19 protein-coding genes are annotated in these 16520 nt (G+C 37.7%); all 19 read right to left on the bottom strand.

Translation table 11 applies throughout. The features are described 5' to 3' along the window. The 19 genes from ACFSR0_RS08830 to tpiA all read right to left on the bottom strand — a co-directional run bounded on the left by ACFSR0_RS08830 (position 1) and on the right by tpiA (position 16511). Positions 1-1179: an ABC transporter substrate-binding protein gene (locus ACFSR0_RS08830; protein WP_379981965.1), complete on the bottom strand. Its 1179-nt coding sequence runs from the start codon at positions 1177-1179 to the stop codon at positions 1-3. 171 nt (positions 1180-1350) lie between these two features. Beyond that, on the bottom strand, positions 1351-1638 hold the full coding sequence (yidD, locus tag ACFSR0_RS08825; protein ID WP_379981963.1) for a membrane protein insertion efficiency factor YidD: 288 nt from the start codon (positions 1636-1638) through the stop codon (positions 1351-1353). Positions 1639-1675: 37 nt separating this feature from the next. Further along, positions 1676-1852, bottom strand: coding sequence for a DNA-directed RNA polymerase subunit beta (locus ACFSR0_RS08820; protein ID WP_379981961.1), 177 nt, complete (start codon positions 1850-1852; stop codon positions 1676-1678). A gap of 12 nt (positions 1853-1864) precedes the next feature. Continuing rightward, a complete protein-coding gene (gene murA, locus ACFSR0_RS08815; protein WP_379981959.1) occupies positions 1865-3163 on the bottom strand; it encodes a UDP-N-acetylglucosamine 1-carboxyvinyltransferase in 1299 nt (432 codons plus the stop codon). 51 nt (positions 3164-3214) lie between these two features. Continuing rightward, positions 3215-3448: a DUF1146 family protein gene (locus ACFSR0_RS08810; protein ID WP_379981957.1), complete on the bottom strand. Its 234-nt coding sequence runs from the start codon at positions 3446-3448 to the stop codon at positions 3215-3217. A 137-nt stretch (positions 3449-3585) separates the two neighbouring features. Then, on the bottom strand, positions 3586-4008 hold the full coding sequence (locus tag ACFSR0_RS08805; protein WP_379981955.1) for a F0F1 ATP synthase subunit epsilon: 423 nt from the start codon (positions 4006-4008) through the stop codon (positions 3586-3588). Between the two features lie 13 nt (positions 4009-4021). Beyond that, positions 4022-5428: a F0F1 ATP synthase subunit beta gene (gene atpD, locus ACFSR0_RS08800; RefSeq protein ID WP_379981953.1), complete on the bottom strand. Its 1407-nt coding sequence runs from the start codon at positions 5426-5428 to the stop codon at positions 4022-4024. 27 nt (positions 5429-5455) lie between these two features. Beyond that, positions 5456-6361, bottom strand: coding sequence for a F0F1 ATP synthase subunit gamma (locus ACFSR0_RS08795; RefSeq protein ID WP_379981951.1), 906 nt, complete (start codon positions 6359-6361; stop codon positions 5456-5458). Positions 6362-6384: 23 nt separating this feature from the next. Beyond that, a complete protein-coding gene (atpA, locus tag ACFSR0_RS08790) occupies positions 6385-7944 on the bottom strand; it encodes a F0F1 ATP synthase subunit alpha (RefSeq protein ID WP_379981949.1) in 1560 nt (519 codons plus the stop codon). Positions 7945-7967: 23 nt separating this feature from the next. Then, positions 7968-8510, bottom strand: a complete 543-nt coding sequence (gene atpH / locus ACFSR0_RS08785; protein WP_379981947.1) for an ATP synthase F1 subunit delta — start codon at positions 8508-8510, stop codon at positions 7968-7970. Beyond that, on the bottom strand, positions 8500-9024 hold the full coding sequence (gene atpF / locus ACFSR0_RS08780) for a F0F1 ATP synthase subunit B (protein WP_379981945.1): 525 nt from the start codon (positions 9022-9024) through the stop codon (positions 8500-8502). Before atpF ends, atpH begins: the two co-directional genes overlap by 11 nt. A 61-nt stretch (positions 9025-9085) precedes the next feature. Continuing rightward, positions 9086-9298 carry an ATP synthase F0 subunit C gene (gene atpE, locus ACFSR0_RS08775; RefSeq protein ID WP_379981943.1) on the bottom strand — a complete coding sequence of 71 codons (213 nt, stop codon included), beginning with the start codon at positions 9296-9298 and terminating at the stop codon, positions 9086-9088. Positions 9299-9330: 32 nt separating this feature from the next. Next, complete coding sequence (gene atpB / locus ACFSR0_RS08770) at positions 9331-10050, bottom strand: F0F1 ATP synthase subunit A (protein ID WP_379981941.1); 720 nt, start codon at positions 10048-10050, stop codon at positions 9331-9333. Positions 10051-10316: 266 nt separating this feature from the next. After that, positions 10317-10778 carry an SsrA-binding protein SmpB gene (gene smpB, locus ACFSR0_RS08765; RefSeq protein ID WP_379981939.1) on the bottom strand — a complete coding sequence of 154 codons (462 nt, stop codon included), beginning with the start codon at positions 10776-10778 and terminating at the stop codon, positions 10317-10319. A 20-nt stretch (positions 10779-10798) separates the two neighbouring features. After that, a complete protein-coding gene (gene rnr, locus ACFSR0_RS08760; RefSeq protein WP_379981937.1) occupies positions 10799-13138 on the bottom strand; it encodes a ribonuclease R in 2340 nt (779 codons plus the stop codon). Continuing rightward, complete coding sequence (locus ACFSR0_RS08755) at positions 13131-13904, bottom strand: alpha/beta hydrolase (protein ID WP_379981935.1); 774 nt, start codon at positions 13902-13904, stop codon at positions 13131-13133. Before ACFSR0_RS08755 ends, rnr begins: the two co-directional genes overlap by 8 nt. A 65-nt stretch (positions 13905-13969) precedes the next feature. Next, positions 13970-14206, bottom strand: coding sequence for a preprotein translocase subunit SecG (gene secG / locus ACFSR0_RS08750; protein ID WP_379981933.1), 237 nt, complete (start codon positions 14204-14206; stop codon positions 13970-13972). Between the two features lie 145 nt (positions 14207-14351). Further along, positions 14352-15653 carry a surface-displayed alpha-enolase gene (gene eno / locus ACFSR0_RS08745; RefSeq protein WP_379981931.1) on the bottom strand — a complete coding sequence of 434 codons (1302 nt, stop codon included), beginning with the start codon at positions 15651-15653 and terminating at the stop codon, positions 14352-14354. Positions 15654-15755: 102 nt separating this feature from the next. Continuing rightward, a complete protein-coding gene (tpiA, locus tag ACFSR0_RS08740) occupies positions 15756-16511 on the bottom strand; it encodes a triose-phosphate isomerase (RefSeq protein WP_379981929.1) in 756 nt (251 codons plus the stop codon). Positions 16512-16520 lie beyond the last annotated feature (9 nt).

Below are 16520 nucleotides of genomic sequence, written 5' to 3'. Positions count from 1 at the left end.
TTATGGATTGACCGTCTCTGCTGAGCTTTCTTTTCCATCAGTATACTTAATAACTACCACAGATTTTTCAGGATTGTGATCTTTATCAATTGAAATATTACCAGTTACACCCTCGAAGTTTTTCAAATTTGCAAGACCTTTTGTAATAGCAGCTGAATCAGCTGATTTTTGATCTGTTATCGCTTGTTTAATCATATTCATTGCATCATAAGCTAGCGCATTGAATGTTGAAGGTTCTGTACCATATTTTTCTTTAAATGCGTCAATAAAAGGTTGGACCGTGTCATTTGCTGGAGCTAAGATTGAGAAATGTCCAGTATAGTAAACATCACTGACATTGCTTGCACCAGCCAATTGAACAATTTTTTCATCTCCAAAACCATCCGCGCCAAGAATTGGTTGGGTAATTCCCATTTCTCGAGCTTGTTTAATGATTAGCCCTGCTTCTTCATAATATCCCGGAACGTACAAAACATCAAAATCTGAATTCTTAATTTTTGTTAATACTGCTTGGAAATCCTTATCACCACTAGTAAAGTTTTCTTCAATAGCAACATCACCTTTGTATTCAGATTTAAATGCTTTGGTTAAACCAATTGCATAATCGCTTGAATTATCTCCTAAGATGGCTACTTTCTTAGAGTCCAATTTATCTGTTGCATATTGGGCCAAAACTTTTCCTTGGAAGCTATCTTGGAAACTAGAACGGAAGACATACTCTTGTACTTTTCCATTATTCATTGTAACAGAATCATCTGTTCCAGAAGGAGTAATGAATGGTACTTGAGCTTTCGTGATATTAGGAATGACAGCTTTTGACGCACCTGATGTAGCCGGTCCAATAATAGCTACAACCTTATCATTTGTAGCTAAGTTAGCTGCAGCAGTGGCAGCTTCATTGTTATCAGACTTATTATCTTTGACAACTAATTTCACTTTTTTGCCAAGAATACCGCCATCTTTATTAATTTGCTCTACAGCTAGTTCAATACCGTCTTTTTCTTGTGAGCCATAACCCGCAACTTTACCTGACAGTTCTAAGTTAACACCAATTTTGATTGTATCTCCTGTTTGTTTGTTTCCTCCGTCTGCTGATCCACCCGACTTGCCTGTCGGACTAGCGCTACAAGCACTCAATAAGAACAAACTTGCAAACAAAAAAGCCAACTTCTTCTTCATTGTATTTCCTCCCTTAATTTCCCCTGAATATGAATCATAATATACCTAAAAAAGTAACAAATGTCAATAAATTTTCAGAATATTTTATTTATTCTGTCATAGAAAACTTTATTAAATTATCCCTTTTCATTTTTGTGAATTTTTTCCAAAAAAAAAAAGAAAACACCATTTCTAATGATGTTTTCGCTTACTATTTTCTTGATAATTTGGTTGAATTTTATCTTTTTTATTCCTTGCAAGTGAGAAATGTAGAGGCACGTAATCAAGCCCTCCATGAACAAAAGGATGGCAACGAAAAATTCTCGACACCCCCATAAGCGTCCCTTTAAAAAACCCATGAACAGTTACTGCCTGAATCATATAATTAGAGCACGTTGGATAATAGCGGCAACTTGGTGGAAATAGAGGAGAAATAAAACGCTGATATCCTCTGACTAACCAAATAACTACTTTTTTCATTCTTTAACCTCACTGTTCAAAAAACATCGATATCCCTCTATAAGAAAAATTGAAAGATGTGTTGCCATAATTCTCCACTAAAAATCCCTGTTGGTTTGCCTTCTCCAATATATCCATAACCAACCATTAAACCGGCAAGAAAGAGCAACATTGCAAGCAGAATAACTAGTAACACTTTAAAAAGAGACATAAGAATTGTTGAAGTGTTTTTCATCCTAATCACATCCTAATTAAATGAGAGAGCCGAAACCTTCTGATCTGTACTATCAGAAATTCGTTCAATCTTTGCGCCTAAATGTTGTAATTTTTTATGAAATTGATAATAACCTCTATCTAAATATTTTAAATTTCTCACTCTAGTTATCCCATCTGCGCATAAACCAACTAAGATTAACGCCGCAGCTGCGCGAAGATCTGTTGCATAAACAATTGCTCCTTGAAGTTGGTTGGGTCCATCAATAATTGCAACATTTCCATCAATTTTTACATTTGCATTCATGCGCATCATTTCTTCCAAATGTTGAAAACGGTTCTCAAAAACCGTCTCAGTAATGACGCTTCTTCCTTGAGCAAGCATTTGAATTGCAGTCATTTGCGCTTGCATATCTGTAGGGAATCCTGGATGTGGCATCGTCTTAATATCCGTTGCCTTAAGGATTTCAGGACCAATAATATGAACTCCTCTTTCATTCTCAGAAATTTTTGCACCCATCTCAGCTAATTTTGATAATAATGGTCGATTGTGTTCGACTATTGCGTTCTCAATGAGAACATCTCCCTGTGTCATTGCAGCCGCAACCATAAATGTTCCAGCTTCAATACGATCTTGTACAATGGCATGTTCTACTGCATGCAGCTTATCGACACCTTCGATACGCATTGTTTCCGTACCAACACCAAAAATTTTTGCACCCATTTTATTCAATATATTGGCTAAGTCAACAATTTCTGGCTCGCGAGCAACATTGCTTATCACAGTCGTTCCTTTAGCTTTCACTGCAGCCATCATAATATTTTGAGTTGCCCCCACACTTGGGAAATCTAGATAAATATTCGCACCAATCAACTGATCTGCAAATGCTTCGATGTAACCATCCTTTTGAATAATTTTAGCACCCAATGCCTGGAATCCCTTTAAATGTAAATCAATAGGACGTTTGCCGATTGCACAACCTCCGGGCATCGCCACTTTTGCATGGCCTTTTCTAGCTAATAGTGGCCCCATAACAACAATGGATGCTCGCATTTTACTCACATACTCGTAAGGAGCTTCACTTTTTAACTCATCGGTAGCATCTATCATGACTTTATTATTCTGTTCCTCAAATAATACTTCTGCATTTAATTGTCGGATTACTTCATTCATTGTAAATACATCCGATAGTATTGGTACATTATGTAAGATTGTCACGCCATCATCTGCCAATAAACTAGCGGCAAGTATCGGTAAAACCGCATTTTTTGCCCCTTCAATTTTAACTGTACCCTTTAACTGATTACCGCCTTTAACGATAATTTCATCCATTATTGTTCCCTCCAAAGTGAATCAGGCTTGCCCAAATCTTCAATTGTTCGATTAAATTCCGCTTAAAAATAAATTCTTACTTAACACGATTAATTCTAAAAAAAAATTGCTAGCTGTGTACCCAATTGAAATTGAGAGTAGCAAAATTATCGTTCGAATTTGCGGTGTTTGTAACGACTGAAAAAACACTTCCAATCGAAGGGCCTTCAAACTCCAAAAGGTTAAATAAATAAAGGCTAAATGACTGCATATACGAATAATTACATCTATTCCATATACTTGCACCGACTTCACATCCTCTCTGACAAAAACCCATAGCAACATAATACCATAAAACCGACCATTAAAAAAATATCTTGTGCGCAACAATTTTATCAAATAAAAGAAGCCTCTAACAAAAATAGAGACTTCTCTTTTGAAATTTAAGCATGCTTTGAGACGTTAATCCGATTGATTGCTCTATGTAGAGCAACCGTTGCGCGTCGGAGTTCATCTACGTCATCTTTTTGTTTTGCTTCCTCAATCATACGTTCTGCACGAAGTTTTGCTCGTTCTGCACGAGATACATCAATGTCACGTTCACGCTCTGCACTATCTGCTACAATTGAAACGATGCTATCCCGAACTTCCATAATGCCACCATTAACAGCAATCCAATCAACATGTCCATCCGCATCATTGCGACCGACTTTGACTTCATCTATTAAAAGTGGTGCAATAACTGGAATATGATTTGGGAGAATTCCCAATTCACCATCCGTTGTTTTCGCTACGACTATTGAAGCATGATGATCATAGACAAGTCCGTTTGGCGTTACCACATTTACAGTTAAGTATTGACCCATGGTACACCTCTTTCTAATAGCCTAGTTTTTTAGCTTTTTCAACAGCCTCTTCAATTCTTCCGACACTACGAAAAGCTTCTTCAGGCAAATCATCATATTTACCATCTAGGATATCTTTAAATCCTTGAATGGTTTCTGAAACAGGCACATATGAACCTGGTTGCCCAGTAAATTGTTCAGCTACGTGGAAGTTTTGTGACAAGAAAAATTGGATTCTTCTAGCTCTAGAGACAAGCACTTTTTCATCTTCAGATAATTCATCCATACCCAAAATTGCAATAATATCCTGGAGTTCGCGATAACGTTGCAAGGTATGTTGAACTTCTGTCGCAACTTGATAATGTTCTTCACCCACAATTTCTGGTGCCAATGCACTTGAAGAAGACGCAAGTGGATCCACAGCAGGATAGATACCTTGTTCTGTTAATTTTCTTTCCAAGTTGGTTGTTGCATCCAAATGGGCAAATGCCGTTGCTGGCGCCGGGTCAGTATAGTCATCGGCAGGAACATAAATTGCTTGAATAGAGGTAACTGAACCTTTTTTCGTTGATGTGATTCGTTCTTGCAATTGACCCATTTCAGTTGCCAATGTAGGTTGGTAACCAACAGCAGAAGGCATCCGTCCTAATAAAGCAGACACTTCTGAACCAGCTTGAGTAAAGCGGAAAATATTATCAATAAATAAAAGAACGTCCTGTCCTTCTACATCTCGAAAATACTCAGCAATTGTCAATCCTGTTAAGGCAACACGCATCCGAGCACCTGGTGGCTCATTCATTTGCCCAAACACCATGGCGGTCTTTTCGATTACACCAGATTCACGCATTTCGTTATAAAGGTCATTCCCTTCACGAGTACGTTCTCCAACACCGGTAAAGACTGAAATACCTCCGTGTTCTTGAGCAATATTATGAATTAATTCTTGAATCAATACTGTTTTTCCTACTCCAGCACCACCAAATAAGCCAACTTTCCCACCTTTTAAGTACGGTGCTAGTAAATCGATAACTTTAATTCCAGTTTCCAATATTTCTGTACTTGTACTCAATTCATCAAAGTTTGGTGCTGGTTTATGAATGCCACTACGGCTGGCATCTTTCGGAAAAGGTTCTTGTAAATCGATCGTTTCTCCTAAGACGTTAAATACGCGACCCAATGTCTCCTTCCCAACTGGGACAGAGATAGACTTACTCGTGTCAACAACTTCCATTCCTCGTTGTAGTCCATCTGTTGACTCCATTGCAATTGCCCGTATAACACCGTCTCCTAACTCTAATGCTGCTTCCAAAACAACCTTTGTTTTATTCGCATCATTTTTATAGACAACAAGTGCATTGTTGATATCTGGTAATGACTCATCTAATGAGAATTCAACGTCAACAACGGGTCCAATTACTTGGACAATTTTGCCTGAACTCATTTATTTTCCTCCATTCATTCACGAAAATCATTCGAGTGCAGCAGCACCACCAACAATTTCGGTAATTTCTTGGGTAATTGCCCCTTGACGCGCACGATTGTAGCTAATCGTCAAATCATCAATAATATGTTTGGCATTATCCGTTGCTGTTTTCATCGCAGTCATCCCTGCTGCATGTTCAGCTGTTTTCGCATCCACAATTGCTCCATAAATTAAACTTTCTGCGTATTGGGGTAACAATTGATCCAAAATGGCCTCCCTTGAAGGTTCAAATAAATACTCTTGTTCGTATTTTTTGGCTTCGCTTGGATCCAAATCAGTAATTGGTAACATTTTTTCAATTCGAAATTGGCTTGTTAGAGAATTGACGTGGTGATTGTAACAAACATAGAGTTCGTCAAAAACTTCTGTTTGATACATCGAAGTCGCCATATTTACAATTTTTCTTACCTCTTCGAAACTAGGTTGATCAGATAAATTTCGTAGTTCATAAGCAAGATGAATCCCCCTAGCTTTGAAAAAATCTGCACCTGTTCCACCAATAGCAATCATGACGTATTCATTGGCATTTTGATGATCTTCATTAATCATATTCATCATTTGCTTCAAAATTGAGCTATTGTATCCTCCAACTAAACCACCATCAGATGTAATGACAATATAGCCAGTTTTTTTCACGGGGCGGCTGAGCAACATACTATTGTAATTGATTCCCTTCTTGATATCTTGTGAACTAGCAAGGTCTGTCAATTGTTGTGCTGCTAAATGTGTTACAATTTCCCGAACTTTTGAAGCGTAGACCTGAAATTGTCTAGAGTGCGCTTCAGATTTCGTTAGCTTTGCAGCCGAGACCATTTGCATGGCTTTGGTGATTTGGCTGGTTTTCTTAGTGGAAGCAATTCGCTGCTTTATCTCATTTAAAGAAGCTCCCATTGCGCTTCACCTCTTCCTTACACTTATGCATTTTCAATAGTTGACAGTTTGTCTTCGGCTGATGAAATTGGTTGGTTTAATGAAGCAGCAAAAAGTTCTTTGCAATCTTTAATTACCTTATTTAGATCATCTTCTGATGGCAAATCCTTCGTCGAACGAATTGTTTCAAATATAGCTGGTTGATTTGCTTCAATATAATCAAATAATTGTGCTTCAAAATCAAGAACTTTTTCAACTGGAATACTATCTATGAATCCATGGGTTAGTGCATATAAACTTACTACTTGCTTTTCAACTGCTAACGGAGAATGTAGCTTTTGTTTTAATATTTCTACTGTTCTTCGACCACGATTTAGTTTTGCTTGCGTTGCTGCATCTAAATCAGACCCAAATTGAGTAAATGCTTCTAATTCGCGGTAACTAGCCAAATCTAAACGTAACGTTCCAGCTACTTTTTTCATTGCTTTGATTTGCGCTGAACCACCAACACGGGAAACAGATAGGCCGGCATCAACGGCTGGACGAATTCCTGAATAGAATAAATCACTTTCCAAGAAAATTTGTCCATCGGTAATCGAAATAACATTTGTTGGAATATAGGCCGAAATATCGCCTGCTTGTGTTTCAACAAATGGAAGAGCGGTCATTGAACCTCCACCTAGTTCATCACTAAGTTTTGCTGCACGTTCTAATAAACGTGAATGCAAATAAAAGACATCACCAGGATAAGCTTCACGACCTGGTGGCCGACGAAGTAGCAAAGAAAGTTCACGATAAGCAACCGCTTGTTTTGATAAATCATCATATACAATTAAGACATGTTTGCCATTGTACATAAATTCTTCACCCATTGCCGCACCCGCATATGGAGCAATGTATAGCATTGGTGCAGGCTGTGAAGCACCCGCTGAAACAACAATTGTATAATCCAATGCGCCAAAACGACGCAATGTTTCCACTTGTGTTCGAACAGTTGAATCCTTTTGTCCAATTGCAACATAGATACAAATCATATCTTGTCCCTTTTGGTTAATAATTGCATCAATTGCGATAGAAGTTTTTCCGGTTTTCCGATCTCCAATAACAAGTTCCCGTTGGCCACGACCAATTGGAACTAATGCATCAATCGCTTTTAGCCCTGTTTGCATAGGTTCGTGAACCGATTTTCGCTGCATAACTCCAGGTGCTGGAGCTTCTACTGGACGGCTCTTATCCGTCTTAATTTCTCCTAAACCATCGATTGGTTGACCTAGAGGGTTCACAACACGACCAATTAATGTTTCGCCAACAGGAACTTCCATAATTTTACCCGTTCGTTTCACTTTGTCGCCTTCACGAATGGATTCAAATTCTCCCAAAATAATAATTCCGACGTCATTTGATTCTAAATTTTGAGCCATACCAAAAGAACCATTTGAGAACTCAAGTAATTCTCCACTCATGGCATTTTCTAAACCGTGTGCTCGGGCAATTCCATCCCCAACATATGTTACTGTTCCGATTTCTTCAACGGAAAGTTCATTTTTATAATTTTTTATTTGTTCTTTAATCAAGGCACTGATTTCTTCTGCTTTGATAGCCATTCGGTTCACCTCTCATCCCTTGTTTATCTCGCTAATTTTGATCGGAGATAATCTAATCGACTTTTTACACTACCATCAATCACTTGATGGTTGGCTTCGACAATCACACCGCCGATAATAGTAGGATCAATTTTTTCTTCTAACTTTGCATCTTGATAATTCAAAAGGGAAGCCGTTTTGTTTTCAAGTGCCTCTTTTTGTTGATTATTCAATGCTACAGCCGTTGTGACCGTACCAATGACAAGGCCCTTCTTGTCATCATGACGACGTTCATATTCAGCGGCAATCAATAAAAAATCATCCATCCGATTGTATTCAAATACTATTTCTAAAAAACGTTCCATCAAGCCAGAAAAAGGTTTTATTAATGTATCCATCAGCTGTCTTTTTTCATTTTTATCTAAACGGACATCGCTTAGTAACTCCCCTAAAGTTGGAATTTCTTGATAAATGGTTCGTAAGCTGAGCAAATCTTGATAAATTTCATCCATCTTTCCTTCTTCAACCGCCAATTCAAAGAGGGCTTTTGCATAACGCTTACCAACGGTGGCTTTATCAATCTTCATCTTTTTTTCCTAAATCTTCAATGTATTCATTTATTAGTGAGGTATGGGCTTCTGGAGATAATTCTTTTCCAAGAATTTTTTCCGCAATTTGTAATGAAAGAGCGGCAACCTCATCCTTCACCTCAGTAAATGCTGCATCTTTTTCAATAGAAATATCAGATTGTGCTTTTGCTTTTAATCGGGAAACCTCATCCTTCGCATCAGCAACGATTGATTGGCGGGTAACTTCTCCACTATCTTTAGCATTTTGAATAATTGAAGCAGCTTCCGAACGAGAATTCATCAACTGACTTTGTCTTTCTTTTTCTAGCGCAGCTGCTTTTTCGCGAGATTGTTCTGCAGAATCAATATCATTGGCAATCTTTTCCTCGCGTTTTTTTAACATGTCGCTAACTGAACCCCAAGCAAAATGTTTTAAAAGCAACAGTAGAATTAGCATAGCTCCACTTACGACAATCATATTGCCCCAGGTGGTATTTTTTACTGCTGCTGCTAGTACTAATTGATTAAGCATCGCGCAACTTCCTTTCATGGCTGCAATCAAAAAATTACAAATCCATCATACTTTGATTTAATTATCTGAATACCAATAATAAGGCAATAACAACGCCCAAAATTGGCACAGCTTCAACAAGTGCAACACCGATAAACATTGTTGAACGAAGTTGTCCTGACATTTCAGGTTGACGAGCCATTGATTCAATCGTTTTTGAAATTACTTGACCATTACCATACCCTGCTCCAATTGCTGCTCCAATAATTGCTAATCCTGCTGCGATAAAATTCATGTTGTTTTCCTCCTAATAAGTTCTTACTTTTTTTAATGTTCTTCGACAACTTTGTGACTTAAAAATACCATAAACAAGGTGACAAATACATACGCTTGAATTGCTCCAATGAACAATGAAAAGGCAATCCAGATCATCTCAAGTGGTATAACGATAGGTAACGACCACCATCCCATGGCAATTAGCATTTTTGCAATCAACCCTAACAAAACTTCACCAGCAAAAATATTACCATATAGACGTAATCCTAGTGTGATGATATTCGTAAACTCTTCGATAATCTTAATAGGTAATAAAAAGCCTACTGGTTTCAAATAGGCATTTACTAAATAGCCTTTAAAACCTAACTTTTTGACACCAAAAAAGTGTGTCATGACGATTGCCATTAAAGCTAGTGTCAGAGTTACAGCCGGATTAGCAGTTGGTGACTTCCAAAGAGTTACATCCTTTTCAACAACTATTTTGGTTACTAATCCAATTTCATTAGCGATAAAAATAAATAAAAACATCGTTACTGCAATCAAATGATACGTACTGACATCTTTACCTGGTAAATTATCACCGACGATTTTCCGGACAAATTCAATGATCCATTCGATAAAATTTTGTTTACCAGTCGGCTTTAGCTTTAAATTTCTTGTGCATAGAAATACAATAAGAAACACTAATAAACAAGTGATTATCGTCATAATCAAAATAGTCCCATCAAACCATAATGGTCCGATATGAAACAATAAAGATTGTTCTTCCAAACGGTCTCACCTCTTTTCGACATAGATCAAACCAACGATGATCTTGTGATATTTTAATCATTCTTAGCGACAACGGTATCATACCACCACTTATAGAAAATTTCAAAATATTTTCAAAAAAATTTAGACATATTTGTCAATCTGTTCAATGAAATTTATATAATGTGAAGTAGTACCAAAAAACTTTGCGCTTTCAACGTAATGCTATCAAACAATTAAAAGAATTTAAAGAATTTAAAGCCCTCAGTAGTAAAAATTCACAAAAACTATTGAAAATTTTTCATTACACGGCTAATCTGCCTTTCTTGATCCTTACGACGCAAAGTCTCTCGTTTGTCGTATTCTCTTTTCCCTTTAGCAAGACCTATCAATACTTTGGCAAAACCATCTTTTAGATAAATTTTTAATGGAACGATGGTAATTCCTGTATTTTTTGTTTCAGAAGCTAATTTGGCAATTTGTTTCTTATGCAGTAACAACTTTCTAGTCCTTAGTGGATCATGATTAAAAATATTCCCTTGATCATATGGACTGATATGAACATTATAAAGAAACGCTTCCCCGTTACGCACTTTTACAAAACCATCTTTCAAATTGACTCGACTATTACGAATTGATTTAATTTCTGTCCCTTGTAAGACAACGCCAGCCTCCACCGTATCAATGATTGTGTAATCATGGCGGGCTTTTTTATTTTGTGCTATAAGTTTACCTTCTCCCTTAGGCACTCTGTTTCCCTCCTGACAGGTTAGTTTTTCTTATGTTTCTTTTTCTTGGCAACTTCTTTATAGAAAGGCTTTTTCTGCCGTTTAGGCTTTCTTGGTTTGCCATTTTGCCATTCATTTTTACCATTTCTTTGCACTTTTTCCTTTGAGTTGCGCGATTTTCTTTGATTCTTTCCTTCTTTTTGATTGGCTAATTCAACTTCTTCTGCTTCAACCAATTCAAAATCAATTTCCCGTGTATCAGGGTCTGACTTGGCGACCCGAACAACTACTTTTTGGCCAATTTTAAATGTTCTACCAGTACGTTCGCCAACCAAAGCTAGATGTGTATCAATGTAATGATAATAATCATCATTTAACTCATTAATGTGGATTAACCCTTCCACGGTATTTTCCAATTCAACAAAAAAGCCAAATTTTACAACAGAACTAATCATTCCTGCAAACTCTTCATCGATGTGATCAGCCATAAACTCGGCTTTCTTCATTGCATCTACTTCACGCTCTACTTCAACTGCTTTTCGTTCCATCTGTGAACTATGGAGAGCAATATCTGGAAGTTTTTCCGCCCATGATTGCTGATTTTGCTCCGAACGATCTCTTTCATATGAACGGATCAACCGATGGACAATTAAATCTGGATACCTGCGGATAGGCGAAGTAAAATGCGTATAGTAGTCCGCTGCAAGTCCATAGTGTCCCTCATTCAATTCAGAGTATTTGGCTTGTTGCATACTCCTAAGTAACATTGTGCTAATGACCGGTGCTTCTGGTTTACCAGCGACATCTTCTAAGACACCTTGTAAGTCTTTCGGTAAGATTGTTCCTTTTGTTTGTTTAACCAAGATACCCAATGCAGCTGCAAAGTTAAAGAAACGTTGGACTTTCTCTTCTTTTGGCTCTTCGTGAATACGATAGATAAAAGGGAAATGTTGTCGATTAAAATGTTCGGCAACCGTCTCATTTGCCGCCAACATGAAAGACTCAATCATTCGTTCTCCTATACCTCGAGAACGAAACACAATATTGGTCGGGTGGCCCTCTTCGTTAACAATAATTTTTGCTTCATTGTCTTCAAATGAAACAGCCCCCCGACGCAAACGCATATTTGCCAATATTTCATGCAATTCAGCCATGTCTTGAAACATTGGAACGAGTTCTTTGTATCTTTCGATTGTTGCTGAATCATTTTTTTCTAGTATTTCATTAACAGCGGTATACGTCATTCTTTCTGTTGTTTGTATCACACTTTGAAAAATATCGTGTCGTTGAACCTTTCCTTGCTGATCAATCTCCATTTCACAACTCATTGCTAGTCTTGGAACATGAGGATTTAAGGAACATATTCCGTTTGATAATCGTTGAGGCAACATAGGAATGACTCTATCCGTTAAGTACACACTCGTGCCACGTTCATAAGCTTCCTTATCCAAAGAAGAATTAGCTTGAACATAATAAGAAACATCCGCAATATGAACACCTAAAAAAAAGTTCCCATTTGCTAGTTTTCTAACCGTCACAGCATCATCAAGGTCTTTGGCATCTTCTCCATCAATTGTGACGATTCGTTCACCACGCAAATCTTTTCTAGTTGCAAATAAATCGGGATTAACTGTATCCTCAATTTTATTTGCCTCCTTAAGGGTCTCATCTGAAAAATCAGTAGCCAAACCATGAGAAACAATGATTGACATAATGTCCATTCCTGGATCATTTTTATGCCCAATAACTGAAAGTACCATCCCTTCAGCACTTGTTTCATATCCAGGTTCAGGATAGTGGCTAATCGTAACCTTGACAATCGCACCATCAACTGGCCGTATACCCACGGCAGAAATGTATACTTTAAAATCTTGTAGTTTTTTTTCTTTCGGTGTCACGTAGCCGTATAAGTCACTATCTGCAATCTCTTTTTCATCAAATAAGTGGAATTCCCCAACAATTTCTGAAAAAGCTCGTTCAACCACCTTGACAACTTTCCCCTCTGCTCCCTTGTCACTGCCAGGAAGTGCTGGTTTAACAATATCGATTGCTACTGTATCACCATCCATTGCATAGCCAGTTGCCCCTTGGGGAATAAAAATATCCTCTTCTTCTTCATCGATTGTAACAAAGCCAAAACCTCTCTCATTGGCTCGAAATATTCCCTGAATCAAGACAAGTGGCATGGGTAGTTTCACTTTTCCCTTTTTCGTGAATTCTATGCTTTTTTCCCTTTCCATACTTGCAATTGTCTGAACCAATAGTTTGAAGTCCTCACTTTTTTGCAAGCCAAGTCCGCTAGCCAATTCTTCCACGGACAAAGATTTTTTCTTTTGATTTTGAAGATAAGCTTTTATCTGTTCTTTTATGGTATTAGTCATCATTCGCCCCATCCCAAGGTAGACTTTCAATAAATGAAAGTACATCCCTTTCAAATTCTTTGTGTTCTTTTCCGACTGTAATTACATGTCCACTTTTTGGATACCATTGTAATGTAAATTTTTGTTGCTTGATTTTTTGAGCCACTTGAAAAACGGAATCAGCTGGAATCATTTCATCAAGAGCAGCCTGTGCCAGAAAAATCGGCTTGTTCACTCTTTCTAGCTGTTCATATACGTCTCTCACGTGAATTTCGATTTGTTTAAGCTGCCTTTGTACCAAAGCTGGAATTTTCCTTAATCGCTCTTTCTTTGCGGCTTCGCTTTCTGGTGAATAAGTAGTCAACATAAACTCAGCATACCGATAAAAATTTTCTGGTACTTTTGTCTGGCTCGGAATAAGTGGGGAACAAAATGTTCCTCCACCAATCACAGCTTGATTCTCCTCTTCTAAAGCCTTCATAGCAAAAAGTCCACCCATTGAAAGACCAAAAATAGCAATTTTTTCAAAACCCTCTCCCTTTAGAAAGTCAATTGCCTGTCGGACATCTTCCCACCATTTATCAGCACTTTCCTTTAAGATGTCTTCAGGATCTATCGTTCCATGCCCAGTAAACATCGGTGTATAAATAGTATAATTTGCTTGTTCCAAAAAGCGAGCCAACATACGCACATCATTAGGACTTCCAGAATATGCATGGAGTAGCATAATCGCTCTTGCACTTTTTTTTATATAGATTGGTTTTGGCTCTGAAAATTTTCGTACCATCGTACACCTCGACTATTTTCTTTTTAATCTAGCAAAAAACCTCTCATTTCTGAGAGGCTTCAAGACTATTTTGATGATAAGAACGCAAGCACAAATAGCAAAATAATCCAAATCGCTCCTAATACTGCTGTTGAGCGTTGCATTACTGCTTCAAATCCACGTGCTTTCTGCTTCCCAAATAATTGATCTGCTCCACCTGTAAAGGCACTTGCTGCACTATTTTGTTTGCTTGGTTGCATCATAATCGTCGCGATAATGACAAACGACAATACAATCACAACACCTAGAATGAAATCATACATTCTTGATAACCCTCCCTAGTAGCCGAAAATATCTCATTACTACTCTAGCATACTTAGCAGAAAGTTACCACAAAAATCTATCCTTCAATAGACAAAAAAACTTCCTTCACCCTAGAGGAAGGAAGTTTAATGAAATAACAAAAAATTATTTGTTTTTCAAGTTGTAGAAAGATTTCAAACCTTTGTATTCAGCAACTTCACCTAATTGGTCTTCAATACGCAATAATTGGTTGTATTTCGCAATACGATCTGTACGTGAAAGAGAACCAGTTTTGATTTGACCAGCATTCGTTGCGACCGCAATATCAGAGATTGTTGAATCTTCTGTTTCACCAGAACGGTGAGAAACAACTGCAGTGTAACCAGCTTCTTTAGCCATTTCGATTGCATTAAACGTTTCAGTCAATGTACCGATTTGGTTAACTTTGATTAGGATTGAGTTACCAATTCCTTGTTCGATACCCTTTTCAAGTTTTTCAGTATTTGTAACGAATAAATCATCACCAACTAATTGAACTTTGTCCCCTAGGCGGTCAGTTAATAGTTTCCAACCATCCCAGTCATTTTCATCCATACCGTCTTCAATTGTGATGATTGGGTATTTATTTACTAATTCTTCAAGGTAGTCTACTTGTTCAGCAGCAGTACGTTTAACGCCTGTTTCACCTTCAAATTTTGTATAGTCATAAACACCGTCTTCATAAAATTCAGAAGAAGCACAGTCAAAGCCAAGATAAACATCTTTACCTGGTTCTAAGCCGACTTTTTTAATAGCAGATAAGATTGTTTCAACTCCGTCTTCAGTTCCTTCAAAACGAGGAGCAAATCCACCTTCATCACCAACAGATGTTTCTAATCCACGGTCGTGTAAAATGCCTTTCAAAGCGTGGAAAATTTCAGCACCCCAACGCAATGCTTCTTTAAATGTGGGTGCACCAACAGGTAAAATCATAAATTCTTGGAAAGCAATTGGTGCATCTGAGTGAGAGCCACCATTTACAATGTTCATCATTGGTGTAGGTAATACTTTTGTATTGAATCCACCTAAATAATGATACAAAGGTACTTCTAAGTAATCTGCAGCTGCACGTGCTACCGCAATTGAAACACCTAGAATTGCATTTGCACCTAATTTGCCTTTATTAGGAGTTCCATCCAAAGCGATCATTGCTTGGTCGATTGCCATTTGATCACGAACATCGTAACCAATGATAGCTTCTGCAATCACATCGTTTACGTTATCCACTGCCTTAGTAACACCTTTACCACCATAACGTGATTTATCTCCATCACGTAATTCAACTGCTTCATACTCACCAGTTGAAGCACCAGAAGGAACCATACCACGTCCAAACGCACCTGATTCTGTATAAACTTCTACTTCGATTGTTGGGTTACCACGTGAGTCTAAGACTTCGCGAGCGTAAACATCAGTAATAATTGACATGATTTGTCTCTCCTTTAAATTTTGTTTTATTAAAAAGGATTGCTCCTCTTTTAAACATCTCTATTGTAAATAAATTTTTGCTATCCTGCAAATAAAAATATACTATTTTACAGCATCTAATAATGCTAAGAATGAATCGGCTTGTAAGCTTGCGCCTCCAACCAAAGCACCATCTACATTTTCTTTTGCCATATATTCAGCGATATTTTCTGGTTTTACAGAACCACCATATTGAATGCGAACTTTGCTAGCTACTTCATCGCCATACAATTTTGCTACTGTTGAACGAACAACACCACAAATCGTATCTGCAATTGTTGCATCAGCAGATTTTCCTGTGCCAATAGCCCAAATTGGTTCATAGGCAATAACCATACTGCTCACTTGGTCATTTGACAAGTCAGCTAGACCCGCTGTGATTTGGCCTTCAATCCATTCAGCTGTTTTACCAGCTTCATACGTTTCAAGTGATTCACCGCAACATAAAATAGGTAGCATTTTGTTTGCAAAGATAGCTTTCGCTTTTTTATTAATTTCTTCGTCTGTTTCATGGAAATATTCACGGCGTTCTGAATGACCAATAATCACATATTGAACACCTAAGTCAGCCAATGCAGCCGGGGATGTTTCACCAGTAAAAGCACCAGCATTTTCCCAGAAGCAATTTTGAGCAGCAATTTTAAGGTCTGTTCCCTTTGCTTCAGATACTAATGTTTCTAAGAATAAAGCTGGAGAACCTATCACTGAATCAACTTTTTCATTACTTGGTAAATTTGTTTTTACCGCTTCAGCAAAAGCTTTTGCCTCTGCCGCAGTTTTATTCATTTTCCAGTTTCCTGCGATAATTGGTTTACGCATGTTTGACAC

The sequence above is a fragment of the Enterococcus camelliae genome (assembly GCF_042685105.1).
GTDB lineage: Bacteria > Bacillota > Bacilli > Lactobacillales > Enterococcaceae > Enterococcus_G > Enterococcus_G camelliae.
Note: the sequence above shows the minus strand (reverse complement) of the source record. Positions and strands in the feature narration are given on the sequence as shown.